At 63.1% G+C, this 25,974-nt stretch carries 23 protein-coding genes; 10 read left to right on the top strand and 13 right to left on the bottom strand.

All coding sequences use genetic code 11. From position 1 onward, the window contains the following. Positions 1-41: 41 nt before the first annotated feature. The 8 genes from AC6CIG_RS17795 to AC6CIG_RS17760 all read right to left on the bottom strand — a co-directional run bounded on the left by AC6CIG_RS17795 (position 42) and on the right by AC6CIG_RS17760 (position 7,809). Positions 42-620 carry a peroxidase-related enzyme gene (locus tag AC6CIG_RS17795; protein WP_100672490.1) on the bottom strand — a complete coding sequence of 193 codons (579 nt, stop codon included), beginning with the start codon at positions 618-620 and terminating at the stop codon, positions 42-44. A gap of 1 nt (position 621) precedes the next feature. Continuing rightward, positions 622-1,125, bottom strand: a complete 504-nt coding sequence (locus tag AC6CIG_RS17790; RefSeq protein WP_018097976.1) for a CMD domain protein — start codon at positions 1,123-1,125, stop codon at positions 622-624. A 37-nt stretch (positions 1,126-1,162) separates the two neighbouring features. Continuing rightward, complete coding sequence (locus tag AC6CIG_RS17785; protein ID WP_018097975.1) at positions 1,163-2,629, bottom strand: NAD(P)-binding domain-containing protein; 1,467 nt, start codon at positions 2,627-2,629, stop codon at positions 1,163-1,165. 80 nt (positions 2,630-2,709) lie between these two features. Further along, entirely contained in the window at positions 2,710-3,780 is a 1,071-nt protein-coding gene (locus AC6CIG_RS17780; RefSeq protein ID WP_018097974.1) for an ABC transporter ATP-binding protein, read from the bottom strand. A gap of 11 nt (positions 3,781-3,791) precedes the next feature. Further along, on the bottom strand, positions 3,792-4,574 hold the full coding sequence (locus AC6CIG_RS17775; protein WP_498323182.1) for an ABC transporter permease: 783 nt from the start codon (positions 4,572-4,574) through the stop codon (positions 3,792-3,794). Positions 4,575-4,584: 10 nt separating this feature from the next. Further along, complete coding sequence (locus tag AC6CIG_RS17770; RefSeq protein ID WP_018097972.1) at positions 4,585-5,568, bottom strand: ABC transporter permease; 984 nt, start codon at positions 5,566-5,568, stop codon at positions 4,585-4,587. An 85-nt stretch (positions 5,569-5,653) separates the two neighbouring features. Beyond that, complete coding sequence (locus AC6CIG_RS17765; protein ID WP_018097971.1) at positions 5,654-6,754, bottom strand: extracellular solute-binding protein; 1,101 nt, start codon at positions 6,752-6,754, stop codon at positions 5,654-5,656. Between the two features lie 77 nt (positions 6,755-6,831). Beyond that, complete coding sequence (locus AC6CIG_RS17760; protein WP_018097970.1) at positions 6,832-7,809, bottom strand: LysR family transcriptional regulator; 978 nt, start codon at positions 7,807-7,809, stop codon at positions 6,832-6,834. Positions 7,810-8,010: 201 nt separating this feature from the next. Between AC6CIG_RS17760 and AC6CIG_RS17755 the strand changes: the two genes are divergently transcribed. Beyond that, positions 8,011-9,090: an NAD/NADP octopine/nopaline dehydrogenase family protein gene (locus tag AC6CIG_RS17755; protein WP_498323180.1), complete on the top strand. Its 1,080-nt coding sequence runs from the start codon at positions 8,011-8,013 to the stop codon at positions 9,088-9,090. A 19-nt stretch (positions 9,091-9,109) separates the two neighbouring features. On the opposite strand, the gene AC6CIG_RS17750 is transcribed toward AC6CIG_RS17755, so the two are convergent. The 3 genes from AC6CIG_RS17750 to AC6CIG_RS17740 all read right to left on the bottom strand — a co-directional run bounded on the left by AC6CIG_RS17750 (position 9,110) and on the right by AC6CIG_RS17740 (position 12,672). Beyond that, positions 9,110-9,817, bottom strand: a complete 708-nt coding sequence (locus tag AC6CIG_RS17750; RefSeq protein WP_013850073.1) for a sulfite exporter TauE/SafE family protein — start codon at positions 9,815-9,817, stop codon at positions 9,110-9,112. Continuing rightward, positions 9,814-11,214 (bottom strand): amidohydrolase family protein, encoded by a 1,401-nt coding sequence (locus AC6CIG_RS17745; protein WP_018097968.1) that lies wholly within the window; start codon positions 11,212-11,214, stop codon positions 9,814-9,816. Before AC6CIG_RS17745 ends, AC6CIG_RS17750 begins: the two co-directional genes overlap by 4 nt. Positions 11,215-11,322: 108 nt before the next feature. Then, positions 11,323-12,672: a uracil-xanthine permease family protein gene (locus AC6CIG_RS17740; RefSeq protein WP_498323178.1), complete on the bottom strand. Its 1,350-nt coding sequence runs from the start codon at positions 12,670-12,672 to the stop codon at positions 11,323-11,325. A 152-nt stretch (positions 12,673-12,824) separates the two neighbouring features. Here AC6CIG_RS17740 and AC6CIG_RS17735 point away from each other — a divergent pair, with 152 nt between their 5' ends. Next, complete coding sequence (locus AC6CIG_RS17735; RefSeq protein WP_018097966.1) at positions 12,825-13,820, top strand: LacI family DNA-binding transcriptional regulator; 996 nt, start codon at positions 12,825-12,827, stop codon at positions 13,818-13,820. 7 nt (positions 13,821-13,827) lie between these two features. Here the strand turns inward: AC6CIG_RS17735 and AC6CIG_RS17730 are convergent, their stop codons facing one another. Both AC6CIG_RS17730 and AC6CIG_RS17725 read right to left on the bottom strand, forming a co-directional pair. Continuing rightward, positions 13,828-16,341 carry a TRAP transporter permease gene (locus tag AC6CIG_RS17730; protein ID WP_498323176.1) on the bottom strand — a complete coding sequence of 838 codons (2,514 nt, stop codon included), beginning with the start codon at positions 16,339-16,341 and terminating at the stop codon, positions 13,828-13,830. Positions 16,342-16,497: 156 nt separating this feature from the next. Then, a complete protein-coding gene (locus tag AC6CIG_RS17725) occupies positions 16,498-17,481 on the bottom strand; it encodes a TAXI family TRAP transporter solute-binding subunit (RefSeq protein ID WP_127625462.1) in 984 nt (327 codons plus the stop codon). 303 nt (positions 17,482-17,784) lie between these two features. Here AC6CIG_RS17725 and AC6CIG_RS17720 point away from each other — a divergent pair, with 303 nt between their 5' ends. The 8 genes from AC6CIG_RS17720 (at position 17,785) to AC6CIG_RS17685 (ending at position 25,928) form a co-directional block, all read left to right on the top strand. Next, positions 17,785-18,144 (top strand): DUF2188 domain-containing protein, encoded by a 360-nt coding sequence (locus AC6CIG_RS17720; RefSeq protein WP_498323175.1) that lies wholly within the window; start codon positions 17,785-17,787, stop codon positions 18,142-18,144. 132 nt (positions 18,145-18,276) lie between these two features. Continuing rightward, positions 18,277-18,978: a transcriptional regulator NanR gene (locus tag AC6CIG_RS17715; protein WP_411926342.1), complete on the top strand. Its 702-nt coding sequence runs from the start codon at positions 18,277-18,279 to the stop codon at positions 18,976-18,978. Between the two features lie 28 nt (positions 18,979-19,006). Beyond that, entirely contained in the window at positions 19,007-19,978 is a 972-nt protein-coding gene (locus AC6CIG_RS17710) for a sialic acid TRAP transporter substrate-binding protein SiaP (RefSeq protein ID WP_411926341.1), read from the top strand. A 56-nt stretch (positions 19,979-20,034) separates the two neighbouring features. Beyond that, positions 20,035-20,553, top strand: coding sequence for a TRAP transporter small permease (locus AC6CIG_RS17705; protein ID WP_498323173.1), 519 nt, complete (start codon positions 20,035-20,037; stop codon positions 20,551-20,553). Continuing rightward, on the top strand, positions 20,554-21,834 hold the full coding sequence (locus tag AC6CIG_RS17700; RefSeq protein ID WP_018097960.1) for a TRAP transporter large permease: 1,281 nt from the start codon (positions 20,554-20,556) through the stop codon (positions 21,832-21,834). It begins immediately after the preceding gene. Next, on the top strand, positions 21,831-22,784 hold the full coding sequence (locus AC6CIG_RS17695; protein ID WP_018097959.1) for a dihydrodipicolinate synthase family protein: 954 nt from the start codon (positions 21,831-21,833) through the stop codon (positions 22,782-22,784). The genes AC6CIG_RS17700 and AC6CIG_RS17695 overlap by 4 nt, the downstream gene beginning before the upstream one ends. Continuing rightward, the gene (locus tag AC6CIG_RS17690) at positions 22,781-23,680 is read left to right on the top strand and encodes an N-acetylneuraminate lyase (protein WP_018097958.1); all 900 of its coding nucleotides are present in this window, start codon (positions 22,781-22,783) and stop codon (positions 23,678-23,680) included. The genes AC6CIG_RS17695 and AC6CIG_RS17690 overlap by 4 nt, the downstream gene beginning before the upstream one ends. 334 nt (positions 23,681-24,014) lie before the next feature. After that, entirely contained in the window at positions 24,015-25,928 is a 1,914-nt protein-coding gene (locus AC6CIG_RS17685) for an adenylate/guanylate cyclase domain-containing protein (protein WP_018097957.1), read from the top strand. The last annotated feature ends 46 nt before the right edge of the window (positions 25,929-25,974 follow it).

Here is a 25,974-nt window from a genome sequence, read left to right as displayed (position 1 = left end):
GCCGGCGCTGAAGGCCTCTACGTTACGCAACGCCCAACGTCTCACTCCTTCAGATGCGGTTCGCCGAGCGTATGCATCAGGCGGTTCGCCCAGCCGAAGATTGCGATCGAATGGATCAGGTCGAGGATCTCCAGATCGTCGAGCCCGATCTCGCGCAGGTGGTAGAACTGGTAGACGCCGACATTGTCCGGGTGCGCCGTCAGATCCACGCCGAAATTGAAGAGCGCCTGCTCGAAATCCGGCAGGTCGGCGTCGAGGCCGCTTCTGTAGATTTCGTCCACCACCTCCGGCCGTTTTTCCAGCTGGATGTAGCGGTTGGCATGCACCGAGGCGCAGTAGATGCAGCGGTTGACGAAGGAAGCCGCCAGCGCGCCGATTTCGCGCCCGCCGCGCGAGAGCCCGCCTTCGCTGTACATGATGTCGTTGAAGAGCGGCGTACGTTCGGCGAGCATCTCGGCGTCGTTGGCCAGAACCAGGACATAGTTCGAAACCTTGGTGTTGGAGGGCGTCACTTTCAGAGCGTCGAGCTGCTCCGGCGTCGCCTCGTCGAGCTTCACAGGTTTGACATAGGGCTGCCAGTCGAGCGGCTCCAGGGTGAATTCGTGTACGGCTTCCGACATGTTAGTTGTCCCTCAGCATCTTGAGGCCGGCCACGACCAGCACCTGATAGTTCACGAAGGCGATGAGACCCGCGAGGGTTACGATATCGCGGTCGTCGAGACCGACGGCGTAGAGCGCTTCGATATTCGCGCGCGTCGCTTCCTTCGGCTTGAGCGTCACCAGATCGACATGCGCAAGCATCGTTGCGAGCCGCTTGTCGCCCTCGGGCCTGAAGGACGGATCGGCAATTGACCGAAGGTCGGGTGTCGATCCCTTCTCCTCGAGCTGCGCCTTGTAATGGGCCTGGAGCTCTGCCGCTTTCCAGAGGCCGGCGATGCGCGCCGCGAGAGCCGCCCTCATGGCGTAGGAAAAATTACCTGGTTCGGCGGGGAGAAGCGCCGCGTCATGACTGGTTTGCGTGAAATGCTTGAGCTTTTCGCGCCGTTCGCGCAGCGCCTGAACGGGCGAGGAGGGATCCAGGCCGAGCACGGCGTCGATCACATCTGTTTTCGGGGAAACGGTCATCGTAATCCTTCAGCTTGGGCAATCGTCATCGAGAAATTCAAGCAGTTTTGTGTGCCGGCTGCGGCGCGTCCGCGTCCGTCCATTCGGAGCCGTCGAGTTCGGGCTTCTCATAGGCGAGCAGGGCTTTCCAGTGGTAGTCGATGTCGCGGATGAAGAGCGAGGCGGCGATCCCGCGTGCCAGCCAGAGCGCGCCCTCGCTGATTGCCGGAATGTCGCCGCTCACCTTGCCGATGCTTATCGAGGCACCATAGTTGAAGCAGTGGATGTCCTTGAGCCATGACGCGGTGCCGGGCTCCTTCTCGGTGAAGGAGAAATCGTCATCGAGCCATGGAAAACGGCCAAGGTCTGAATTCTCTTCTCCGGCCGGCGGCGTGTAGCGGTCCTCCCAGCAGGCGATCCGGTCCTGATAGGGCGCGAGCTCGTCGCGGCTGAGCGGATCGACCGTGAAACCGGTTCCGAGGATGACGAAATCGGTCCGGAAGACGCGGCCCTTCGTGGTGGTGATCAGCACTTCGCCGCCTTCCTCCCGCATCGAGCCGATGGCGCAATCGAAGTGGAAGAAGGCGTTGGGATGGCGGCTGACGCGCAGCGTCGAATTGTGCGGCGCCGGCGTCTGCTGCTTGACCGAATAGTCCATGATCCGCCAGCGCCACTCCGGATCGATTTTGGCAAACCCCGCCGTTACCCCGTAGGAGCCGATGCCCATCAGCTTGTTGACGGTCGGCATCTCCTTGCGGCGCGCGAGCAGGCGGACCTCGCCCGCGCCGGACTCCAGCGCCTCGGCCGCATTGTCGACAGCGGATGCGCCGACACCGATGACGACGACGCGCTTTCCCTTGAGTGCCTCGAAATCGACGTCGTCGGCGGAGTGAGCCCAGGACGCGTGGCGCTTCATGCCTTTGACGAAAGCCGGAACGACCGGCTCGCCAAGGCCTTCGCGGCCCGTGGCCAGAACCAGCTTGCGCGTGACGATGGAAGGCTTGCCGCCGCCGGCAATCTCCAGCTCCAGGAGACCGTCCTCGCGAGGGCGGACGCGAGTGACATGCGTGTCGTTCTCGACGGGAATGGACAGAACCCCGCGGTACCATTTCAGATAGTCCATCCACATCGGGCGGGGAATGCGGAACAGCGTTTCCCACGCCGCTTCACCGAAGCATGCGGTGTACCAGGCGCGGAAGGTGAGCGAGGCCATGCCGAGCGCCGGGCCCAGCAGGTTCTTCGGCGAGCGCAGGGTTTCCATGCGGGCAAAGGTGACCCAGGGACCCTCCTGGCCCTCGGGGGCACGGTCGAGGATGCGCAGATTGGCGATGCCTGCCCGGGTCAGGGCAAGCCAGGCGACCATGCCGCACATGCCGCCGCCGATGATGACGACATCGCTCACCGGCTGTCCGTCAGCCGTCGTGACCGGCTTCGACCAGTTGGCAGGCGGGTAATTGAGATAGTCCAGGTCCTGTTTGACCCTCGCATTCAGTTCCGCGAGCCGCCCATGCTGTTCATCCGTCATAATAGCCTTTGCTCCTGAAATCCGCTTTCGGGACCGCCGCTGCCGGCGGCCCCCTGAAAAGTCTGCGCCAAACAGGCGCGTCAGTCGGCAAGAACGACCGCGTCGCGCTCGCGCCAGCCGAGCCACACCTCGTCCGTCCCGATGTGCGAAAGCGCTACCGGATCGAGCTGCAAGGCCAGCTCCGCGCCATTTTCGAGTTGCACGGTCAGGGACGTATGGGCGCCCTTGAAGACGCGCTGAACGATGCGCCCCTTCAGGGCGAACCGGTCCTTCGGCTGTTCCGCCACGCAGTAGAGGGCCTCGGGACGAAGCGCGACGGTCGCGCCGCTGCCGGCCGCCAGCTTCGTCCCGTTGAGGTCGGCGTGGATGATGCTTCCGTTCCAGTCGATGGCCGCGGTCGCGCCGTCGTCGGAAAGCAGCTTGCCTTCGAGGAAATTGCTCTGGCCGATGAAGTTGGCGACGAAGCGGCTGCGCGGCCGGGAATAGAGCTCGTTCGGGCCGCCCATCTGCTCGATCCTGCCTTTGTTCATCACCACGATCACGTCGGACATGGTCAGCGCCTCCTCCTGATCGTGGGTGACGAAGATGAAGGTCTTGCCGGTGGTCCGCTGGATGGTTTTCAGCTCGATCTGCATCTGCTGGCGCAGCTTCGCATCGAGCGCCGAAAGGGGCTCGTCGAGCAGGAGCACGTTCGGGTCTGGGGCGAGCGCGCGCATCAGCGCGACGCGCTGGCGCTGGCCGCCCGAAAGCTGGTCGGGCATGCGGTCGGCGAAATCCTGGAGCTTGACGAGGGCCAGCAGCTCCATGGTCCGTTTGTGGATCGCGTCCGAAGCCAGTCCTTTCAATTCCAGTCCGAAGGCGATGTTGCGTCCGACGTTGAGGTGCGGAAAGAGCGCATAGTCCTGAAAGACGATGTTGACGTTGCGTCTGTTCGGCGGCAGATGCGAGATCGGCTCGCCTTCGAGATAGATCTCCCCCGACGAGGGTTGCTCGAAACCGCCGAGCATCCTGAGCGTCGTAGACTTGCCGCAACCGGAGGGGCCGAGCAGCGTCACGAATTGTCCCGGCTCTACGGCGAGGTCCAGGCCATCGACCGCAGGCAATCCGCCGTAATATTTGTTGACGTTTTTGAAGTGGACCACAGGCTGCATCGTCAGTTCCTTCAACGGCGGGTGAGGTGCTCGGCGTAAACGCCGACAGCGGCTGTCGCGACCAGCACGATCGTCGCCATGGCGTTGATCTCCGGCGACATGCCGCCCTGCACCTTCGCGAAGATGAGCATCGGCAGCGTGGGCTTGTAGCCGCCGAGGAAGAAGGTGCGGACGAAGTCGTCGATACTGGTGAGCACGCAGAAGATCATGCCGCCGAGAAGTGCCGGCATCAGGTACGGGATCGTGACTCTGAGGAAGGCCACGAACCGATCGGCGCCGAGATCGCGGGCCGCGTCGACCAGATTGGCCGGCATGGAACGCAGGCGCGTGAGCACCATGATCACCACGAAGGGCACGGCATGGACTGCATGCGACAGGATGATCGCCGCCGTGCCGGTCGGGATGTCGACGGTGCGGATGAATATCCGCATGGAGATTGCGTTGATGAGGCCCGGGACGACCGCCGGCAGGCAGGCGAGTGCGAAGATGATGGCCTTGCCCCAGATGCCCTCGGTCGAGACCAGAAGAGCGATCCACACGCCGATGACGGTCGCCGCGGCGGTGGTCGCCAGCGCGATCCCGACCGAATAGAGCGAGGCTTCGATGAATTGCTTGTCCTGCAGCACCTGGGCATACCAGTTGAGCGTCCAGTCCGTGATCGGAAAGGCGACGAAGCTCGCATCCTTGAAGCTCATTGCCGTCATCAGCGCCAGCGGCAGCAGGAGATAGACCGCAAACAGCCAGTAGGCTGCACCGAGGGCGGTTTTCGGGAGATCGGCGAAGTATGGTCGCATCGTGGCCTCCTTACATCAGCCGGACCGAACGGCCGCCGATCACCCGCATGAACAGGCCGACCGTCGAGAGCGAAACCGCGAGCAGCAGCATGGCGAAAGCGGCGCCTTCGGGCCATTTGTCGTTCGAGGAGTGGAAGAGCGTCGCGATCACCTCGGGGAAGATGACCGTATTCGGGCCGCCGAGCAGGAGCGGTGCCGCGAAGACCCCGACGGAGGTGAGATAGACGAGGCTGCAGCCGGAGACGATGCCGTCCTTCGACAAGGGCAGGATCACGCGGCGGAAGCGTTGGAACGGGCCGGCACCGAGGTCGGCCGCCGCATGAATGAGCGGTGTCGGTATCTTCTCGATGGCCGAATAGAGCGGCAGCAACATGTAGAGCGCCAGCAGATAGATGACGCCGAAGCTCAGCGAGAACGACGTGTAGAGCATCGGGATCGGCCGATCGATGAAGCCGAGTTCGCGTAGCGCTACGTTGACCGCGCCGCGATTGGCGAGAAGCATGATGACCGAAAAGGTGCGGATCAGTTCTCCAGCCCAAAAGGGGATGAGCAGGAGCAGCAACGCGCGCATGCGGTTCTTCGGCTGAACGATCTTCGCGACGTAGTAAGCGACCGGATAAACGATCACCAGGGTCGAGATCGTGACGACGGCCGCGAAGATGAGGCTGCGGATGAAGGGCATGAAATAGAGCTGGTCGGAGAAGAACAGCTCGTAATTGGCCAGCGTATAGGCGGGGCCTCCGTCCGGTGCTTGCGGGTAATCCGTCATGAAGCTGATCCGCCCCATCTGGAAGATAGGCCCGATGTGCAGCGCCGCGATCCAGAAGAGAGGGACGCCGGCAAGCAGCGCCAGGCGGGCACGGCGGCTGTCCGCAAGACGTCCGATGGTGTGGCGATAAAGGCCCGAACCGACGGCTTTGCCGATCCATCCGGCATAACGGGGCACCCGTAGAGAACCGGCGGATCGGGCTTGCATTGTGGTCGTATCTACCATTGTCGTCGTTCCAGGCTCAGGAAATGCTCTTACTCGCGGCCGATCCCATGGGGACCGGCCGCGTCGGATGGGCCTCGGCGATCGATCAGGCGGCCTTGATCTCGGCGACCGCCTTGTCGACCATCTCGTTTTTCATGTCGCGGTTGACGGAGCTGAAGAACTGGATGCGCTCGGTCTGCTCCTGCGGCAGGGTCATCGCAGCACGCTCCTTGTCGTTCAGCACCTTGTCCACGCCGTCGAATGCGGAGGCGAAGCCCGACTGCCGGCTCATCGCCGCGCCGATCTCCGGAGACGAGAGGATGGCATCGAGGAAGGTATAGGCCGCATCCGTATTCGGGCCGTTCTTCACCACGTTGAAGGAGTAGAGGAAACCATAGGTCCCCTCCTTCGGAACCGATATTTCGATCGGATGTCCGTCCATGATCAGCTTCGACGCAGGGCCCGACCAGCTATGGGCGACATAGATGTCCTCGTTGACGAACATCTGCTGAACTTCGGAGCCGGCGTCGTAGTATTTGCGAACCATGTCCTTGTTCTGAATCAGGTAGTCGCGCGCCTTGTTGGTTGCGGCCTGCGCCTCCTCCGGCTTGCCTTCATAGGCGACGAAGTCGCCGTCATTGCCCTGATAGCGCATGGTAATCTGGAGGAAGTCGGAAATGATGTAGGACGTCAGGCCCTTGTATTCCTGATCGAACATGATGGCCCAGCTGTCGGAGGCCTTGGTATAATCCGTGTTGCGGGCGAGGCCCTCGAAGCCGGCCAAAAGCGGCACCCCGTAGACGGAACCGTCGACGGTAAGCTGCGGTGCGCCCTTGTAGGCGGAGGCGAGCTTGTCCCAGTTCTTCAGCCGGCCGGTGTCGAGCGGCGTGAGCAGCTTGGAGCCGATGAATTGCGGCAGACGATGGCCGGTGACCGTGACGATATCCGTCGTAGGCGTCTCGCCTTCGGCCGACAGCACGTTGTACTGCTTGCCCTGGTCGTCTGTCAGGCGAATGCGCACTTCAATGCCCGTATCCTTCTGAAACTGGTCGATAAAGGATTGCGGAACGAATTTGTCATAGGTGGTGATGTTCACGACCTTGGACTGGGCAAATGCCGGGCGAATGATTGCCGGTGCCGCGAGGACGCCCGTGCCGGCGGCCAGAAGCTTCAGCGTGGAGCGGCGGGTTGCGGTGAAGTCTTTCATGTCATTCTCCTCTTTTGGTTCTTAGTTTCGTTGTTATGCATTGGATACTTCCTGGCATTTGGAAGGGGGGTCGCGGGCTAGCGTGCGTCGGTCTGGTCTCCTCCCAAGATCATATCGGCGACGCGATTGACGTTGCGCGGGTCGTGAGCGGTAAATCCCGGGATGTGGGCGGAAGCAATCTGTATGATCGCCTGGATCAGTTCGCGCGAGCTGTCGGATAACGGACGCGCGGCGGCCGAAAAGATCGCCCACGGGAAAGGAATGTCGACGTCGAGCGGACGGACCGCGACATTGGCCAGCTTCAAGCCGTAGGCTGTCGCAGGCTCGATGATTGCCACGCCGAGCCCCGTCGATGCGATCTGTACCGCGTTGACCGAAACGCTGGTCGCGATGATCCTGGCCGGGCGGATATTCGCTGCCTCCAACGCCAGGTCCACGCGGTGGCGCAGGCGGAACGGATTGGCCATCGTGATAATGTTGCGTCCGGCAAGATCTGCGATCGAAATCACTTCGCAGGCGGCAAGGGGATCACCTTCCGCCACGGCGGCAACGCAAGGTCCCTGAAACACCCCGTGCACTTCCAGTCCGGGCTGGTCGGCCGGCAGAGACGTGACGCAGAAATCTGCCGTGCGGGCCAAAACCGATTGCACCGCCGCCTCTGCCGGCAGGCTGCGCAGATGGATTTTTCGCGGCAGCAGCCTTTCCGGCAACGCCGCGAGCGCCAAGGGGATGATGCCGCTGGCGAAGGCCGGGATCGCCACGATCTCGATCGGCTGCGGCTCCTTTTCCGCTATCGTCCTTGCCCGCTCCCGCAAATGGCCGATGCCGCTCAGGAAGCGCTCGGCTTCCGCGTGGAAGGCGATCCCCTTTTCGCTCGGTGCGATCTTCGGACCGTTGCGGTCGAAGAGCGCGAAGCCGACGGAGGTTTCGAGGTCCTGGATGAGGCGCGTGACCTGGGACTGGGAGCGATCGAGCAGCCGGGCGGCGGCGGTGATGCTGCCGGTGGACATCACCGCAAGAAAGGCCTCGAGTTCCCGTATCTCCATCACAATCATGCGCCCAGTGCATTATAGCTGTCTCATACTGCATAAAACGTATCTTAAGCGCCAGTGACAAAGGACAATTTTTCTTTTCGGTGCTATCCAGTGAAAAATCTCCGGTTTCCCGCTGGATGCTTCGCGAAGAGCGGTGTTGGGCGACCTCGATTGCAAGGCGGCAAAGCACGTCGCCATTTGAGAAAGGAAGACAGAACCAAGATGCGTATTGGTATTCTCGGCGCCGGGGCGATCGCCTTCGGCATGGCAGCTTTCCTGGCAAAAGCCGGTCATCACCCCGTTCTGTGGTCTCCTTCGGGTGCGCGCACGCGCAAACTGTCGGAAGGGGAGCCGCTGACGGCGACAGGCGCCGTCGAGTTTTCCGGCCCGGTGGCGGTTGCCCGTGACGCAAGCGAGGCGGTCGCCGACGTCGACGCGGTCATCGTTGCGCTGCCAGCCAATGGTCATCGCGTGGCGTTCGATGCGGCGCTGCCGCACCTGAAGTCCGGCCAGCCCGTGATCGTCAGCTCGCACAGCTCCTTCGGCGCGCTCTATCTTTCGAAGCGGCTGGCCGAACGGGGCGTTTTCCTGCCCATCATCGTCTGGGGCACGACCCTACTGACCGGCCGCCAGCAGCCGGACGGCGCAAGCGTTTCCGTCAATACCGTCCGCCAGAAAATCGACGTCGCCACTTTGCCGAAGGCTGCCGCAGCCGAGGGGAAGGCGCTGTGCACGGAACTCTTCGGCGACCGCTTCGTCGAGCGCGACGGACTTCTGGCCATCTCGCTTTCCAACCTCAACCCGCAGAACCACCTGGGCATCGCGCTTCTCAACCTGACCCGTATGGAGAAGGGCGAGAAATGGGGACAGGGCGAGCATGTGACGCCGGCTGTCGGACAATTGATCGAAGCGCTCGACGCGGAGCGGCTGAAGATCGCCGAAACCTTCGGTCTGTCGGTCAGAACCGTACGCGAACATTTCTCCCTGTCTTTCCATGTGCCGATGGGCACGGTCTCGGACATGAATCAGCAGATGCACACCGAAGGACGGGGCGGTTTCGGCCCGGCGACAGCCGACAGCCGGTACATCTACGAGGACGTGCCCTTCGGGCTCGTCCCCACCAGTCTGCTTGGAAGGATCGCCGGCCAGCCCGCTGTTCTGCACGAAGCGGGAACGAGCCTGTTTTCCGCTGCCATGAACCGCAACCTCGCGGCCGATAACGACCTGTTGCCGGAGCTTGCGCTCGACCGTTTCTCGCCCGCCGCTCTCAGAGAGCTTTGCGACCAGGGTTTCACGGCCTGACGGCAAGCAGGGCGTGCGCCTATCTCACGATCAGAAAAGCCCCGCTGGCCAGCGCGAAGGTGAGCACGCCCAAGCGCAGGCCGCGGCCGCGAATATGGTCGTGCGTCAGCCGCGACAGAGCGCTTCCGAGGAGAACCGCCGGTGCGAGGTAGAGCGCAGCCAGTAGCTGGTCCGCTCCGAGACGCCCTGCAAAGGCGAGTATCACGAGCGACATGATTTCGCCCACGAAGAAGCACACCGCCACGGTTGCTCTGAGTATCGGCCCCTGGGCGTGCTGGTAAAGGAGAGCGAGCGGCGGGCCGCCAATGCCGGTCGCCGTTTCGGTCACACCGGTGAACAGTCCGACGCCAAGCGCGCTCGGGCGGCCCGGTTCGAAGGGTGGCGCGAAGAGCGCGGCGGCGGCGGCGATGACCGTGAACCAGCCGACGGCCAGATCCAGCTGCTGCGTCGAGAGCGCGGCGAGCAGCCACACGCCGGCAAAGGTGCCGGCGAACCTGCCGAGCGTGATCCATTTCGCGCCGGACCAATCGACCGCCGACCGTTCCCGCCAGGCGACGTGGAAATTGAGCGGCAGCATCAGAAGAAGCAGCGTCACCGGCAGGAGATCGGGCTTCAGGATGCCGACGACGGGCGCCACGATCAGTGCGAAGCCGATGCCGAGCGCACCCTGGATGAAGGACGAGACGAGCGTAACGGCGCTCAGGATCGCAAAAAGGCCGAGGGTCATGCGAAATGCCCCAGCGCCCGATGCTCGGACGACGGCTTGTGGACGCGTTGGATCGGCGCCCTTGCGATGGCCTCGGCCGTAACCTCGCGCACCTCGGCAAGAAGAGCGCGTGCATCCCATCCAACCGGCCAGCCCTGCCATAGACGGAGTTGCCCGGCGGTGAAGACTGCATCGATCTGGTCGCGATTGCCGTAGCGCACGAGCTCCCACGTGAGATCGTGGGAGGGGGTGAATTCAGGACGATCCAGGTCGACCAGAAGGAAATCGGCGGCAAGCCCCTCGCGGATCGCACCGGTCACTCCGGCGAGACCTGCGGCGTCCGCAGCCTGAGCTGTTGCCCGCTCGACCCAGAGCCAGCCGCCGCCGCAGGAGGCGTCGCCTGTCGCAAGGCCGAAGCCGGCGCGTTGCAGGCCTTCGGCGGCATCCATCAGACGGAAGCCGTCGGCGCGCGTCCCGTCCGTTCCCAGTCCGAAGCGAATGCCGAGGGCGGCCATCTGCAGGGCGGGCGCGATGGCATTGCCCTTCCAGAGGCTGGCGACCGGATTGTAGGCGACGGCCGTGCCGCTGTCGCGCAACAGGTTCAGCTCGTGAGGCGTCACCAGCGTGGAATGGGCGATCAGCACATGCTGGCCGAGGGCGCCCAGATGGGCGAGGTGCTCCAGCGGACGACGGCCGTTTGCGACCAGCGAGCGCTCGACGGCGACGAGGTGTTCGTTGACATGGGTCTGGAATATCGCTCCCGATTCACGGGCCATTCGGGAAACGTCGGCCAGCATATGGTCGCTGGCAGCCTCCGGAATGGAAATGGCGAGCGAGGCATGAACGAGAGGGTCGCCCTCGAATGCGGCCAGGTGCCTGGCCGCATTCTTGAGGATCGTCGTGCGTTCGGGGACGATGGCGGCTCCGCCGAGGTCGTTGCAGATCAGGCCTATGACGCTGCGCAGGCCGGTTTGCCGCGCCGCCCGTATCAGCGCATCGATATGGCCGGCTGAACGCGTGCCCGCATCGACGGCGGCGGTAAAGCCGCCGCGCAGGCACTCGAGCGCCGCAAGCTTTGCGGAAAGATAGACCATCCGTTCGTCGAGACTGCCTTCGAGCGGCACCCATATCCGGCGAAAGATCTCGGAAGGCTCGCCGAAGACAAGCGATTTGCCGAGCGACTGGGTCAGATGGGTATGTGTATCGATGAAGCCGGGCATCACCAGATGATGCGGCAGCTCGATCGGTGTCAGATCCGGGTTCCGGCTGCCGACAAGCCCTGCGGCCCCGATGTCCGTGAAGCGCCCGTCGCGGACCACTACCCCCATTCCGGATCGAGGCCCGTCCGGCAGGAGAACCTTGCCGGGGTGAAGCAGGAATTCACCGCTGCCCTGTAACTTGTTGCGCAATTCCGTCACTTTTGTATTCCTTTGAATTTCAGCTTCGACGCTGCTGGCTGCTGCCTTTTAGGCGTCCAGAGCATTCCCGCTTTGAACCGCGGAAATGCTCTGATCCTTGTTTTGCCGCTACTCCGGACGGAAAACGGCTGCGCACTTTGCCTGGAATTGCTCCAGAGGCAGGTGTTGAAAAAAAGCGTTCACAATCACCGCCGTGATTGTTCCGGCGGCAAGTCCGTTGGCGAGGATCATCTGGCTCCATTGCGGGAACTGGCTGTAGACGCCCGGGACCAGGATCGGCAGAAGCCCCATGGAAAGCGCCGCCGCGAGCGTGAACATCGGGCCGTGCTCGCGCAGATCGACGCGACGCAGAAGATCGATCCCGATCACGCCGATGATCGAGAACACGATCACAGCCGTTCCACCGACGACGGGGCCGGGCAGGGCATTCGCCAGACGACCGATCGGCGCAAACAGGGCGATGAGGACGAGGATTACGCCGGCCGTTGCGGTGCCGTAGCGGGATTTGACGTTGGTTGCCCGGACGATACCCACATTTTCACCGCTGGTGATGATAAGCGAGGTTCCGAACAGACCGCCGACGAGCGAGGCGACGGCGTCGCCGCGGATGGTCGCGGGCACGATCGCGTGAGCGTCGCCCCGACGCCCGACGATCTCGGCGGTGGCAATGGTCTGCCCGGTCGCTTCGGCCATCGATATGATCGAGAACACGATCAGCGGAAGGGCGGCGAAAAAGTCGAACTTCGGCATTCCGAACGGAAGAAGCTGGGGCACGGCAATCACCGGGCCGTCGAAGATGCCGGAAAGATCCATATACCCGGCTCCCATGGCGATCGCCGAACCCGCGATGAGGCCGAGCATCACCGAGATGCGCTGAAGCGTGCCCGTGAAGACTCTTGCGAAGATTATCGTCAGCGCGATCGTCGCAAGGGCAAGCCCGACATTCATCGGATCGGCGAAGCCTTCGCTCCCCTGCTTGCCGGTGATCGTGCCGCCGTAGATGCGCACGAGGTTCACCGATACGAGAAGGAGCATGGTCCCGACCACGATGGGCGGAAAATAGCGGAGCAGCCGGCGGAATACCGGCAGCGCAAGGAAATAGAAGACTGCGGTGAGGATCACCGCGCCGACGGCGGTCTGCACGTCGGTCTGCTGGGCGATGGCCAGAAAGATCGCGATCGGCGCGCCACCCGGCACCATGATGAACGGCAGCCGCGCGCCGAAGCCCGCCGGTCCGAAACTCTGCAGGATTGTGCCCAGGCCGCAGATCAGAAACGTCGCGCTGATCAGCGAGACGGTCAGCGCATCGGAAAAGCCGAGCGCCTTGCTTACAAGAAACACCGCGGTGATCGGCGAAGCAGCCATCACCAGCACATGCTGAAGACCGAACAGAAGCAGGCTGCGCGGCGGCAGCACTTGGTCCGTCGGGTCGATAGAATCGATTTTGTTCCCGCTCATTTGATCTCCTCCCACGCCAGCCTCTCTCCCGCTGGCTATGCAAATCGTTTTGCATGGTGTGTGATAGCACATTCTTGCGGTCTGGCAAATCGATTTGTAAAAGCCGCGCCGCAATGCCATCATCCGGGCCGGTTCATGGACGGGGTGTTCGGATGGCAAGATCGACGATCGTGGAATTGGCGAAGGCAGCGGGCGTATCGCCGACCACGGTTTCCCACGCTTTCAGCGGACGGCGCTATGTCGACCCCGAGACGAAAGCCAGGATCGTGGCGCTGGCGGACAAGATGGGTTACCGGGCCAATCCCCGGGCCCGCAGGCTCAGAACGGGCGGGGCGGGGATCATCGCCCTGGCATCGTCAATGCCCTTTGCTGTGGCTGCAGGCCCTGCGCGGCTGGGCTTCCTGATGGAGATCGCTGCCGCCGCTGCCGTTACGGCTCTTTCGCGGCATCTCGCCCTCTGCCTGGTGCCGCCTTTGGAGCCCGACTCCAACCTCGACGCGCTGGAAGTCGACGGCGCCATAATCGTCGAACCCATGGTCGAAGACCGGTTACTGGATTTCTTCTCTGCCCGCGGCGTACCCGTTGTCTCGATCGGGCGGGCGCCGGGGAGAGAGGACATTCCGTCGGTGGATATTCAGAGCACTGCGACGGCCCGGCTGATGCTGGAGCACCTTGGCGCGAACAGCCGCCGGGTCGGCCTGATTACCGGCGAGCAGCGGCGCAATTCCTACATCGAGACCGAGGCCGTCTATGCGGCTTACGCCGCGGAGAGGGGGTTTTCACCGGTTGCCGTGCGCATCGACGAAAGCGGCGGGGAATCGGAGGCTGCCGCCGCTGCCGAAAGGCTCCTGCGAAGCAATCCGGATATCGACGCGTTATGCGTGCCTGTCGACGCTTTCGCCAGGGGCGTGCTCGATGCCGCCCGGTTGCTCGACCGTCCCGTTCCGCATGGTCTACGACTGGCGACGCGATACGACGGAATGCGGGCAAAACTCGCGACGCCGCAATTGACGGCTGTCAACCTGCATCTGGATCAGGTCGCGGAAGCGGCGATCGACGTGCTGATCGCAGCGATGGAGGGCAATGAGCCCCAACGGCACGCGATCGCCCCGCCACTACTGGTCGTGCGGGAATCCTCGGCGGCATGACTGTCGCTTATTTGCGCGCGGTGCCCGTCAGACCGGCTCCGCTGCGGTCGGCCTTTCTGCGCGCGAACTGCAAGCCGGCAATTCCCGCGGTCACGGCCAGCGCGATACCCACCGGGATGGCGCCTGACGGTTGCTCGGCTTTTCTCAGCACTGCGACGACGTCAAAGCCGACATCGAGGCCGATGCGCTTGGCATAGGAGCCGAAGTCGACGTTGCTGATCATCAGACTGTCGCCCGCCGGTGTGACCGTGAGCCCGATCGATTGCAGCCGTTGAAGCGGCTCGCCGGGCTCGCCGAGCGGGACGTTGACGGTCTTGCGAACCTCGTCACCCATCAGGTCGAAGCCTTGGACCACGAAGTTGATCCGGCCCTTTGCCGGAGCCTCCTCGACGGACCGCAGGAATTCTGAGGCGGGCAGTTCCTCATAGGGTGGCGAGATCTGGTTGAGCCACCAATCGGGACGGAACAGCGTGAAGCAGACGAGCAGCAGGACCGCGCTCTCCCACAGCCGGCTTTTCGTCACGAACCAGTTCATCGTCGCGGCCGAGAAGATGAGGATGGCGGCAAGCGAGACGAAGGCGACCCAAAGTGTATGCGCCCAGGTGTCGACGCCGATCAGCAGGATCGCCGGATTGAATATGAACACGAACGGCAGGATCGCGGTGCGCAGCGAGTAGAATGCTCCTTGGAAGCCAGTCGCGATCGGGTCTTCCTTGGAAATCGCCGCCGCCGCGAAGGAGGCCAGTCCGACGGGCGGCGTGATGTCGGCCATGATGCCGAAATAGAAGACGAAGAGATGGACGGCAATCAAGGGGATGGCAAGGCCCGCCTGCGAGCCGAGCTCGACGACGACCGGCGCCATGAGAGTGGCCACCAGGATGTAATTGGCGGTAGTCGGGATCCCCATGCCGAGCACAAGGCTGATCGCGGCAATGAGAACGAGCATCATGATGACGTTTCCGCCCGAGATGAATTCGACGAGTTCCGTCATCATCAGGCCCAGACCCGTAAGCGTGATCGTTCCGACGACGATGCCGGCCGTCGCCGTTGCGACCGCGATGCCGATCATGTTGCGCGCGCCGAGCGCCAGGCCGTCGACGAGGTCCCAGGCGGCCGCACGGACCGCGCTTGCGAAATTCTCTTTCCGGAAGATCGCCATCAGCGGTTTGCGGGTGGCGACGATTGCGAGGATCGTCAGCGTGGCCCAGAAGGCGGAGAGGCCCGGCGAAAGCTGCTCGACCATGAGGCACCAGAGCAGAACGACGATGGGAATGAGGAAATCGAGCCCGGTCCGTGTAACGTCCCATGCGCGCGGCAGTTCGAGGATAGGAGCATCCGGATCGTCGAGTTCCAGGTCGGGATAACGGGACGAATACCAGATCGTCGCGAGATAGAGCGCCACGCCCGCAATCGCGAGCAGCAAGGGCGCGCCTGCTCCGAATGCGGCCCGGATGGCAATGATGCCGTAATAGAGCAGGCAGATTGCAAGCACGCTGCCCGCAAGCCCCAGGCCCATGCGCAGCCACCTTTCGCGTGCCGGCGTGGGACGCTGGGGGATCGGCTGCATGTTCAGCTTCACCGCCTCCAGATGCACCATGTAGAGAAGCGCGATGTAGGAAAAGACTGCTGGAAGCAGCGCGTGCTTGACGATCTCCGAATAGGGAATGCCGACATATTCGACCATCAGAAACGCGGCGGCGCCCATGACCGGCGGCATGATCTGGCCGTTGATCGATGCGGTTGCCTCGATCGCGCCGGCCTTCACACCGGAAAGTCCCGTGCGTTTCATCAAGGGAATGGTGAATATGCCACCCGACACGACGTTGGAAACCGAGGAGCCGGAGACGACGCCGTTCAGCGCCGAGGAGACGACGGCCACCTTGGCGGGGCCGCCGCGCAGATGCCCGAGCAAGGCGATGGAGATCTGCATCATCCAGTTGCCGGCGCCGGCCTTTTCGAGCAGCGTTCCGAACAGGACGAAGAGGAAAACGAAACTCGTCGATACGCCGAGCGCGATGCCGAAAACGCCCTCCGTCGTCAGCCATTGGTGGTTGATGAACTTCACCAGCGAAGCGCCGCGATGCTGGATGACGTCGGGCATGTACTGGCCGGCGAAGGTGTAGAAGATGAACACGCCGGCGACGCACACCATCGGCAGGCCGAGCGCGCGGCGCGTGGCCTCGAGCAGCAGCAGGATCCCGACCGTACCGGTGACGAGATCGAGCGTCGAGGGCTGGCCGGGCCGTCCGGCAAGCTCGCCATAAAAGAGGAACAGATAGGCGCCCGCGAAGGCGCCGAGCGCCGCGAGCACCCAATCGGCAAGCGGCACCCGGTCGCGCGGCGAACTCTTCAGCGCGGGATAGGCAAGGAAGGTCAGGAACAGCGCGAAACCGAGATGGATGGCGCGGGCTTCGGTATCGTTGAGAATGCCGAAGCCGAAGACGAAGGGCAGGGGAGACGCGTACCAGAGCTGGAACAGCGACCATGCCACAGCGGTGCAGAGCAAGATCTGCCCGGTCAATCCTTTGGCGTTGCGTCCGCCGGTATCGGCTTCGGCGACCAGTTGCTCGAGGTCGACGTCGACCTGCCGTTCTTGAAGTTCGCTCGTGACACCCTCCCATGCCGATATTGCCGGCGAGCCGCCTTTGGCCCGCCGGTAGACGTCAGAACGCGAAGCTTACTTCAGCCAGCCCTTTTCCTTGTAATATTTTTCCGCACCCGGATGCAGTGGTGCAGAGAGGCCGTCCTTGATCATCTTGGCGGGCTCGAGATTGGCGAAAGCCGGGTGCAGCGACTTGAACTCGTCGAAATTCTCGAAAACCGCTTTCGTCAGCGCGTAGACGCTCTCTTCCGGAACGTTGGCGGAGGTGACCAGTGTCGCCAGAACGCCGAAGGTTTCCGTGTCTTCCGGATTGTTGTTGTAGAGGCCGCCCGGAATGGTCGCCTTGGCGTAATAGGGATTGTCGGCGACCAGCTTGTCGACGACTTCGCCGGTCAGCGGCACCAGCTTCGCAGCGCAGGTCGTCGTCGGATCCTGAATATTGGCGGAGGGATGCCCCACGCCGTAGAAGAAGCCGTCGATCTTGCCGTCGCAAAGCGCCGGGCCATGCTCGTCCGCCTTGAGTTCGGATGCGAGCGAGAAGTCGGCGAGCGTCCAGCCCATGGCGCCGAGCAGGCGCTCCATGGAAGCGCGCGTTCCGGAACCGGGGTTGCCGACATTGAAGCGCTTGCCCTTGAAGTCTTCGAACTTCGTCACGCCGGCATTCGGATGCGCCAGCACCGTGAACGGCTCCGGATGAATCGAGAAGACCGCCCTGAGGTCGGCATGCGCGCCGCCTTCCTTGAACGCCTCGTCGCCCTTGAAAGCGTTGTACTGCACATCGGACTGCGCCATGCCGAAGTCGAGCTCGCCCTCCTTGATCGTGTTCACGTTGAACGCCGATCCGCCGGTGGATTCGACCGAGCAGCGGATGCCGTGCGTCTTGCGGTCCTTGTTCAGAAGCCGGCAGATGGCGCCGCCCGCGGCATAATAGACGCCGGTGACGCCGCCGGTGCCGATTGTCACGAATTTCTGCTGCGCCGCGGCGCTGCCCGAGAAAAACAATGCTGCCGAGAGCGCGGCGATCTGCGCTCCGCGCAGGGTAATCCGTTCATGTTTCATCAATTTCTCCCATAATGCTTCGCGTGCCACTGAGCCGTTCCGAGATTTATGCCTGCAGCGCCACGCGTCCAGTCGGACGCGCAAAGGTCGCAGCGGCAGTTTGTATTACACGCAGAAGGGCACGTCAGCGCATGTTACGATCGTTGCGCTTTGTCAAGCAAGGGGAATACTTTGCAAATCGGTCGGTCGGAATAACCGGTGATCGGGGCAGCCAGTGTCTCGTCGCCATGGCGACCTTCGCGGATGGATTGCGGAACCAAGCAAGGCGACGGATGTTTTCCTCCTTCAAACGGGAGCATCGCCATGGTGACGATACGATATGAGATTGTGGAACACGACGGGGGCTGGGCCTACAAGGTAGACGACGTCTTCTCCGAAACCTTCCGTACCCATGACGATGCACTGGCCGCAGCCGAGATCGCGGCGCGCCATCATGAGCTTCCCGGCTCTACCGAGGCCATCGAATTCCAGGATCCCGCCGGACGTTGGCATGAGCAGGTCGCGTCCGGCTTCGATCGCCCGCATACCAGGGTGGTCGATACCCCGGATGCTAGGCGCGCGGACGAACGCGCCGGCGCCGCCGAGCCTCGCCGTCCTCTGCAAACGATCCTGGTCCTTGCCGGTCTCGGCCTGGCGATCGGATATCTTCTTCGCAGACATTGAACCAGGTGAACGCTGCGGTCCGCACGGGCGGCGGATAGGTGGCGCGCGCTGCAAGCGGTGTGAGCGCGCGGTTGTCGACTGCGCCTGCGAGTTCTCTTGACTCACGTGGTATAACACCTTAACAATCACACCATGAGCACACTCGCCGTCCGCAAGAAGCTTTCCGACGAAGTCCGGTTGAAACTGGAGGAGATGATCCGCGACGAGATCTATCCTTTGGGTGCGACGCTCCCTTCCGAGCGGGACCTGATGGAATTGTTCGGGGTCGGGCGGCCCTCGATCCGGGAGGCGCTTTATGCCCTGGAGCGCATGGGGCTCGTGAAGGTCAGCACGGGCGAGCGTGCCAAAGTCACGCGGCCGACGCCGGACCACTTCCTGTCTTCGCTTGCGGGCGCTGCGCGCATGCTGCTCGGCCAACCCGAGGGTGTGGCCAATTTCGAGCAGGCCCGCCTGTTTCTGGAGGAGGGATGCGCGCGCCATCTTGCGGCCCATGCGACAGCGCAGCAGATCGAGGCGATCGACGCCGCGCTGGCTCGCAACGAGGCTGCGATCGGCAAGGCCCGCGCCTTTGCCGCCACCGATGTCGCCTTTCACCGCACACTGACCCAGATGGTCTCGAACCCCATTTTCGTCGCGGTCCACGATGCGTTCGTGGAGTGGCTGATCGGCCAAAGACCTCTGCCGACCAGGCCGGAGATTTCCAACCGGGAGAGTTTCGAGGAGCACGTGGTGATCGTGGAGGCCATCCGCGCCGGCGATCCGGAGCGTGCCGGACGGGTCATGCGCGAGCACCTGGAGAGTGCGGCGCGCAAATACAGGCAAACGAGCCCATAGCATCGGGCCGATAGCGGGAGGAGCAATAATGAAAACGGGACTGATTACGATCGTGCTTGCGGGGCTGCTGATGGGGTCGCAAGCCATGGCTCAAGAGGCGCGCACCTTGCGCCTTGGAATGCAGGGTACGGCCGGCGACCCGCAATTCGAGGGCGTCACGGAGGCCGCGCGCATCATCAAGGAAAAATCGGGCGGCCGGCTGACGCTGGAAATCTTCCCGAATTCTCAGCTCGGGACATTCACCGAGATGATGGAGCAGGTGACGCTCGGCGAACTCGACTTCACGCTGAATCCGTTCGGCGGCATGGACGCCTGGGTTCCGCGGGCCGTGTTGGCGAGCACCGCCTACGTCGTCGGCGACTTCGATCACCTTCAGAAGATCATCGCCTCCGACTGGGGCAAGGGGATCGTCGACGAGATGCGGACCGAGCACAAGTGGCGCATGGTCGACTCCTGGTACTTTGGAACGCGGCACACGACGGCAAAGAAGCCCATCGAAAAGCCTGCCGATTTCGCGGGCATGAAGCTGCGCGTCCCGAACTCCGCGCCGCTTCTTACCTGGGCAAAGGCGATGGGCGCGAGCCCCACGCCGGTCGCATTCGCCGAGGTCTATCTTGCACTCCAGACCAATCAGGTGGACGGCCAGGAAAACCCGCTACCCATCATCGACTCGATGAAGTTCACCGAGGTGCAGTCCCATGTTTCCCTGACCGGGCATCTGGTGCAGGACCAACTCATCCTCATGTCGGAAGACACGTGGAATGCGCTCGAGCCCGCCGACCAGAAGGTCGTTATGGAGGCATTCGAGGCGGGCGGCGCCCTCAACGACAAGCTGGTAAGCGAGAAGGAAGCGAACCTCGTCAGCGATTTTCGCGAGCGCGGCATCACCGTGATCGAGCCCGACAAGGCAGCGTTCCAGGAGGCGATGAAGCCAGTCTATGCCGATCTCGACGCTAAATTCGGTACCGGCACGGTGAAGACGCTGCTCGATCTCCGTTAACCACCCGCAGGCGCGGCCAGAGCTGGCCGCGCCCTCCATTCCGGGGAGTTCAACAAATGGCCAATCCAAGCCGCTGGCGAAGCTTTACCCATATCGAAGAGACACTGGCCGCGATCCTGCTGGTCTTCGCCTTCGTCGTGATCGCACTGCAGATCGTCACCCGTTTCGTCTTCCAGGATCCGATGTTCTGGACGGAGGAGGCTGCGCGTTATGCCTTCGTCTGGCTGGTGGCGCTTGGCGCCGCGGAGGGCGTCACCTCACGGACACACATCACCATGGATATCGTGCCGCGGATGCTCCCGGAGCGGGCGCAGCTCTTCCTGCGGATCGTTTTGGATGTCCTGGTGCTCACCGCGCTGCTCGTTCTCGTTTACTACGGTTTCTTCGGGACCTTGCGCGCCCACAAGGTCATGTCGATCGCGATCGGCGTTCCGGAATCGTGGCTTTACGGCGCCTTGCCCGTATTCGGCCTGCTGGCGGCTGTCCGGATCATGCTTGTCATGGCGCGGGATGTCCGGCTGCTCTTCGGCAGCCGCCGCCCTTCGGCCGAAGCCCCCTTCGAAAGGTATCTATAGATGGCGACGCTTTTCGGGGGATGGTTTGCCCTTCTGATTGCCGGCATGCCGGTCGGATTTACGCTGATCGTGGCTGCGCTTGCCTACATGCTCTGGCAGGGAACGGGCCTGAACTTTGCCGGCCAGCGCATGATCGCCGGCCTCAACAGCTTCCCGCTGCTGGCGGTCCCCTTTTTCATCCTCACCGCACAATTGATGAATCTTTCGGGCGTAACCGAGCGCATCTTCGACTTCGCCAAGGCGCTCGTCGGCCATATCAGGGGCGGGCTCGGTCATGTGAACATCATGGCGAGCGTGCTGTTTTCCGGCATGTCCGGCTCCGCCGTCGCCGATGCCGCCGGCCTTGGTCAGCTTGAGATCAAGGCCATGCGCGACGCCGGCTATGACGAGCAGTTTTCCGGTTCGGTCACGGCCGCATCGGCAATCATAGGCCCGCTCATCCCGCCTTCCATTCCCCTCGTCGTCTATGGCGTGATCGCCAATACCTCGATCGGAGGCCTTTTCCTCGGCGGGATCGTACCGGGGCTTCTTTGCGCGGCCTCGCTCATGATCATGGTCTATGCGATCGCCTGGCGCCGGAACTATGCGACCGCCCAGCGCGCCGGCTTTCGCCGTGTGTGGTCCACGTTCTGGCATGCGCTGCTTCCGCTCATCACGCCCTTCATCATCATCGGCGGCATCTTTGCAGGGGTGTTCTCGCCGACCGAAGCTGCGGTGGTCGCGGCCAGCTATGCTCTCTTCCTCGGTGTCTTTGTCTACCGTGAGATCACCTTCGCCAAACTCGTGACCGTACTGCGCGAGACAGTCAGCCATACGGCCGCAGTCGGCCTTCTCATCATGGGCGTGTCACTATTCGGCTATGTGATCGCGCGCGAGCAGGTACCCCAGCACGTCGCCACGTTCTTCCTCACTTATGCGCACGACCCGCTGACATTCCTGATCCTCGTCAATCTCATGCTGCTTGCGCTCGGGACGTTTATCGAGGCCCTGGCAATCCTGCTGCTCATCGTACCGGTGTTGGTCCCGACCGCGCTCCAATTCGGGGTGGATCCCGTCCATTTCGGTGTCATGGTCGTGTTCAACCTGATGATCGGCATATTGACGCCGCCCATGGGCGTTGCGCTCTTCGTCGTCTCCAAGGTTGCCGACATTCCCTTCGGCGTGCTCGCACGCGGCATCCTGCCTCTTCTCGTTCCGCTCTTCGTCGTCCTGGTTCTGATCACCGTCTTTCCGGCGCTCGTCACCTTCATCCCCGACCAGATGCTCGGAGCCGCCCGATGAGCCTCCAAGCCAAGCCGCCCGAAGGCATCTGGGGAGCAGTGCTCCTGCCAGTCGGCCGGCGAGGGGAAATCGAATGGTCCGCTTTGGACGAGCAGCTTTCCGCGCTTCGCGAAAGCGGACTTCAGGGCGTCTACACCAACGGCACTGCGGGCGAATTCCATAGCCAGACGGAGGAAGAATTCGACCGGCTGAGCCAGCTGGTCGCCGAGTTTTGCCATTCCGTCGCCCTGCCGTTCCAGATCGGCGTTTCCCATTCGAATGGGCGTGTCGCGCGCGAACGCCTGGCCCGCGTCGCCTCTCTGCGACCCGATGCCGTTCAGATCACCCTGCCGGACTGGTGGGCGCCGAGCTATGACGAGGCGGAGGTCTTCTTCGCCGGCATGGCGGCAACTGCGCCTGACATTCCGCTGATCGTCTATAACCCGCCTCATGCCAAGTGCCGGCTGAGCCTCGACGAGATCGCAAGGTTAAAGGCCGGTCTCCCGATGCTCATCGGGGCGAAACTGCCGGGCGGCGACGAAGTCTGGTATGGGGAGCTTCGTCGCAAGCTGCCGGATCTCGCCGTCTTCATTCCCGGACATTTCATGGCGAGCGGCTGCCTCGCAGGCGGCCGCGGCTCCTATTCCAATGTCGCCTGCCTGAGCCCCGCCGGCGCCGTCAGGTGGTGGCATCATCTTCGGGAGGACCCGGCAGGCGCTCTTGACTTCGAGGCCCGCGTCGTCGGCTTCATGAACGAGCACGTCCTGCCTCTTGCCGTGGAATATGGTCTTTCCAACGCCGCACTCGACAAGGCGATGGCTGCCGCCGGCCGCTGGTGCCCGATTGGGCCGGAGCTGCTCTGGCCCTATAGTTCCGCCCCCGGTGAAGCGGTGATCGAGCTTGGCACCGCCGCCCGCCGCCAATTGCCCGAGCTTTTTTTCCACGAGCCAGTGAAAGCGATCATAAGATGAAACTCGAAGGGATCTATTCGGCCCTCCTTACCCCGTTTTGCGAAGACGAAAGCATCGACCGGCAGGCCATCGGGGCGCTCCTCGATTTTCAGGTTCGGCTCGGCATCGATGGCGTCTATGTCGGCGGCAGCTCGGGCGAAGCGATGCTGCAGTCGCTCGACGAGCGCGCGGACTACCTCTCCGACGTTGCCACCGCCGCGTCCGGGCGCCTGAAGCTGATCGCTCATGTCGGCACGATCGCGACGAGGGATGCGCTCACGCTTTCGCAGCACGCGGCCAAATCGGGTTACCAGGCGATCTCGGCCATTCCCCCCTTCTATTACGACTTCTCCCGGCCCGAAGTCATGGCGCATTACCGGGAGCTGGCCGATACTTCGGCCCTGCCTCTCATCGTCTATAACTTCCCCGCCCGCACCAGCGGTTTCACCTTGCCCGAACTGGGCGAGCTTCTCTCCCATCCCAACATCATCGGCATCAAGCATACGTCGAGCGACATGTTCCAGCTCGAACGCATCCGGGATGCGGCACCGGACGCCATCGTTTACAACGGCTATGATGAAATGTGCCTGGCCGGTTTCGCGATGGGTGCACAGGGTGCGATAGGAACCACCTATAACTTCATGGGCGATCTGTTCGTCGTGCTCAGGGCCTGCGTAGCGGCTGGGCGGATCGAGGAGGCCCGGCTGTTGCAGGCCATGGCGAACCGGGTGATCCAGGTGCTGATCAAGGTCGGCGTCATGCCGGGATCCAAGGCGCTGCTCGGCATCATGGGTCTTCCCGGGGGAGCCTCCAGACGCCCCTTCCGGAAGGTCGAAGAGGCGGATCTCGCAGCGCTTCGCGAGGCCGTGGGGCCGGTCCTCGCGTGGCGCGAGAGCGCATCCAGGAAAAGCGTGTAACGGTTTCCGTCCGAAACTGCGCAGCTTCAAGGTTGGGGCGTCTCAGTGTTTTGATGAAGCACTGAAACGTCCGACTGCACCCGACCGACTGCAATGGAATGTCGCCACCCAAAGGCCGCAATCCTGTGCAGTGTATGAGCGACTGTTCGCGTCCTTCTGCGTAGCCATTTCCTCCTTACGGCCAATCATCCCGGTTTCTTGTCAGCGGCGAGCTGGAATGCGTACGCGTTGTCCGCAGGATAGGCTCCTCAGGCGATGCGGCGGACACGGAGTTGTGAGTGGACGGGTGGGGTCGGTCCCATAAAGATGCGCGTGAAGACTGTCGAGGCTCGTGATGGAACGTAAACTCGCAGCAATCGTAGCTGGCGACATCGTCGGCTATACCCGCCTAATGTCCGAGGATGAATCCTCGACCTATGCCGCCCTGCGGGCGACGTTCAGCGGACTGATCATACCTTCGGTCGAGAAGCACGGCGGCCGCACCTTCAAGACGACGGGGGACGGTTTTCTCGCGACGTTTCCGAGCGTCAACGAGGCGCTCGATGCCGCGATCGAAATCCAGAACGGATTTTCCGAGCAGCCCTTCGACATGCGCCTTGGCATCAACCTCGGCGACGTCATAGAAGCCGACGGCGACATGTTCGGCGACGGCGTGAACGTCGCGTCGCGGCTCGAAGCCATGGCCGAGCCGGGCGGCATTTTCGTGAGCGAGGCGGTGGTCCGCAGTGCCGACCGAAACCGCAGCAAGCTCTTCTACAGCATCGGCCGGAGGCAGGCGAAGAACATTCCCGAGCCGCTCGCCGTCTATGCGGTGCGGCTCGATGCGGACGAAAAGAATGGTCGCGGCTGGATCGGGCGGATCGCCCGTGGCCGGCGCGCGGCATTGCCCTACGCCATCGGGGCCGCGGCACTTGTCCTCGCCGCTGCCGCAACGCAGGCGCCGGAGGTAAGAGCCGTCGGCGCCGACCTGGCCGGCAGCCTCGCGCGCCTGGCGGGCGGCGAACTCGCCGATGCAAGGCCGACAGTCGCGGTGCTGCCCTTCGACAATATGAGCGGCGACGCCGAGCAGACCTATTTCGCCGACGGGCTTACCGAGGACATAATCGCCAATCTGGCGCGAAACCCCGAGCTTCAGGTGATTGCCCGCAATTCGACCTTCGCCCTGCGCGGTCAAGCAGAAGACATCCGCCTGATAGGCGATAGGCTTGGTGCCGGCTATGTGGTCGAAGGCAGTGCCCGGCGCGCCGGGGACCAGCTTCGCGTGGTGGCGCAGTTGATCGATGCGCGCAGCGGTGCGCATCTCTGGTCGCGCAGTTACGACCGCCGGGTCGAGGACATATTTGCGGTTCAGACCGACCTGACGGCCGAAATCGTCTCGCATCTGGTTTCCTATGTGCGCGAGTCGGAGGTCTCGAATGCAGCGGAACGGCCGACCGAGAACCTCCAGGCCTACGACCTCGTGCTCCAGGCGCGTGACCGCTACAAGCACGGCTCGAAGGATGCGGAGGCGCTGATCGCCGCCCGTGCGCTGCTTCATCGCGCCCTCGAGCTCGACCCCGGTTACGCCGCGGCGCGCGCGAATCTGGGGATGACCTATATCGTCGACTTCGTGCAGAACCTCAGCGGCAGGGCGACGACGACCGATGTGGAAACCGGCCTCAGCGAAGCACGTCAGGCAGTCCGTCTCGATCCGAACCTCGCTGCCGGCTATCAGGTCCTCAGCTTTGGCCTCTCGGCAACCGGCGATTATCCCGGCGCCATGCAGGCGGCACAAAGGGCCGTCGAACTCAATCCGAACGACCCGGACAGCCTGATGGCGCTGGCAAAGGCGCAGGTCCGGTTCGGCAGCTATGACGAGGCGGTGCAAAACGCCGAGCGGGCGCGCCGGCTGCATCCCATGGCGCCGGAATATTATACCTATGTCTACGGGCAGGCCCTCTATGCTGCCGGTCGTCTCGATGAAGCCGATGAGGTCTTGCGGGAATGCCTCATCCGGGCGCCGCAGCAGGCGGATTGCCTGCTGATACAGACGGCGGTTTTGAGCCAGCGGGGAGACGTTGAGGGAGCGCAGCGCACAATGGCGCGCCTGACCGAAGTGGACCCGGAATTTTCGCTCGCAAGCGAGCGCTCCATGCGCCGCTTCGGCGAATCCGCGCTCATGGAGCAATTCCTCTCCCGGCTCGCCGAGGCCAATGCCCCGGATGTTACGAGCGGTTTCCTTCACCCGCACACGCGATCCCGGACCTAGAGCATTTCAATGTTTCATGAAAACACCGAAATGCTCTAACCTTTTG

Source organism: Sinorhizobium sp. GQ132, from assembly GCF_059758575.1.
The sequence above is the reverse complement of the archived record's forward strand: the minus strand, read 5'-3'. Positions and strand labels throughout refer to the sequence as shown.

What these genes read in the sequence shown, in the direction of transcription:
- AC6CIG_RS17795 (WP_100672490.1), bottom strand. Translation starts at nt 620, where the DNA reads ATGTCGGAAGCCGTACACGAATTCACCCTGGAGCCGCTCGACTGGCAG.
- AC6CIG_RS17790 (WP_018097976.1), bottom strand. Translation starts at nt 1,125, where the DNA reads ATGACCGTTTCCCCGAAAACAGATGTGATCGACGCCGTGCTCGGCCTG.
- AC6CIG_RS17785 (WP_018097975.1), bottom strand. Translation starts at nt 2,629, where the DNA reads ATGACGGATGAACAGCATGGGCGGCTCGCGGAACTGAATGCGAGGGTC.
- AC6CIG_RS17780 (WP_018097974.1), bottom strand. Translation starts at nt 3,780, where the DNA reads ATGCAGCCTGTGGTCCACTTCAAAAACGTCAACAAATATTACGGCGGA.
- AC6CIG_RS17775 (WP_498323182.1), bottom strand. Translation starts at nt 4,574, where the DNA reads ATGCGACCATACTTCGCCGATCTCCCGAAAACCGCCCTCGGTGCAGCC.
- AC6CIG_RS17770 (WP_018097972.1), bottom strand. Translation starts at nt 5,568, where the DNA reads ATGGTAGATACGACCACAATGCAAGCCCGATCCGCCGGTTCTCTACGG.
- AC6CIG_RS17765 (WP_018097971.1), bottom strand. Translation starts at nt 6,754, where the DNA reads ATGAAAGACTTCACCGCAACCCGCCGCTCCACGCTGAAGCTTCTGGCC.
- AC6CIG_RS17760 (WP_018097970.1), bottom strand. Translation starts at nt 7,809, where the DNA reads ATGATTGTGATGGAGATACGGGAACTCGAGGCCTTTCTTGCGGTGATG.
- AC6CIG_RS17755 (WP_498323180.1), top strand. Translation starts at nt 8,011, where the DNA reads ATGCGTATTGGTATTCTCGGCGCCGGGGCGATCGCCTTCGGCATGGCA.
- AC6CIG_RS17750 (WP_013850073.1), bottom strand. Translation starts at nt 9,817, where the DNA reads ATGACCCTCGGCCTTTTTGCGATCCTGAGCGCCGTTACGCTCGTCTCG.
- AC6CIG_RS17740 (WP_498323178.1), bottom strand. Translation starts at nt 12,672, where the DNA reads ATGAGCGGGAACAAAATCGATTCTATCGACCCGACGGACCAAGTGCTG.
- AC6CIG_RS17735 (WP_018097966.1), top strand. Translation starts at nt 12,825, where the DNA reads ATGGCAAGATCGACGATCGTGGAATTGGCGAAGGCAGCGGGCGTATCG.
- AC6CIG_RS17725 (WP_127625462.1), bottom strand. Translation starts at nt 17,481, where the DNA reads ATGAAACATGAACGGATTACCCTGCGCGGAGCGCAGATCGCCGCGCTC.
- AC6CIG_RS17720 (WP_498323175.1), top strand. Translation starts at nt 17,785, where the DNA reads ATGGTGACGATACGATATGAGATTGTGGAACACGACGGGGGCTGGGCC.
- AC6CIG_RS17715 (WP_411926342.1), top strand. Translation starts at nt 18,277, where the DNA reads ATGAGCACACTCGCCGTCCGCAAGAAGCTTTCCGACGAAGTCCGGTTG.
- AC6CIG_RS17710 (WP_411926341.1), top strand. Translation starts at nt 19,007, where the DNA reads ATGAAAACGGGACTGATTACGATCGTGCTTGCGGGGCTGCTGATGGGG.
- AC6CIG_RS17705 (WP_498323173.1), top strand. Translation starts at nt 20,035, where the DNA reads ATGGCCAATCCAAGCCGCTGGCGAAGCTTTACCCATATCGAAGAGACA.
- AC6CIG_RS17700 (WP_018097960.1), top strand. Translation starts at nt 20,554, where the DNA reads ATGGCGACGCTTTTCGGGGGATGGTTTGCCCTTCTGATTGCCGGCATG.
- AC6CIG_RS17695 (WP_018097959.1), top strand. Translation starts at nt 21,831, where the DNA reads ATGAGCCTCCAAGCCAAGCCGCCCGAAGGCATCTGGGGAGCAGTGCTC.
- AC6CIG_RS17690 (WP_018097958.1), top strand. Translation starts at nt 22,781, where the DNA reads ATGAAACTCGAAGGGATCTATTCGGCCCTCCTTACCCCGTTTTGCGAA.
- AC6CIG_RS17685 (WP_018097957.1), top strand. Translation starts at nt 24,015, where the DNA reads ATGGAACGTAAACTCGCAGCAATCGTAGCTGGCGACATCGTCGGCTAT.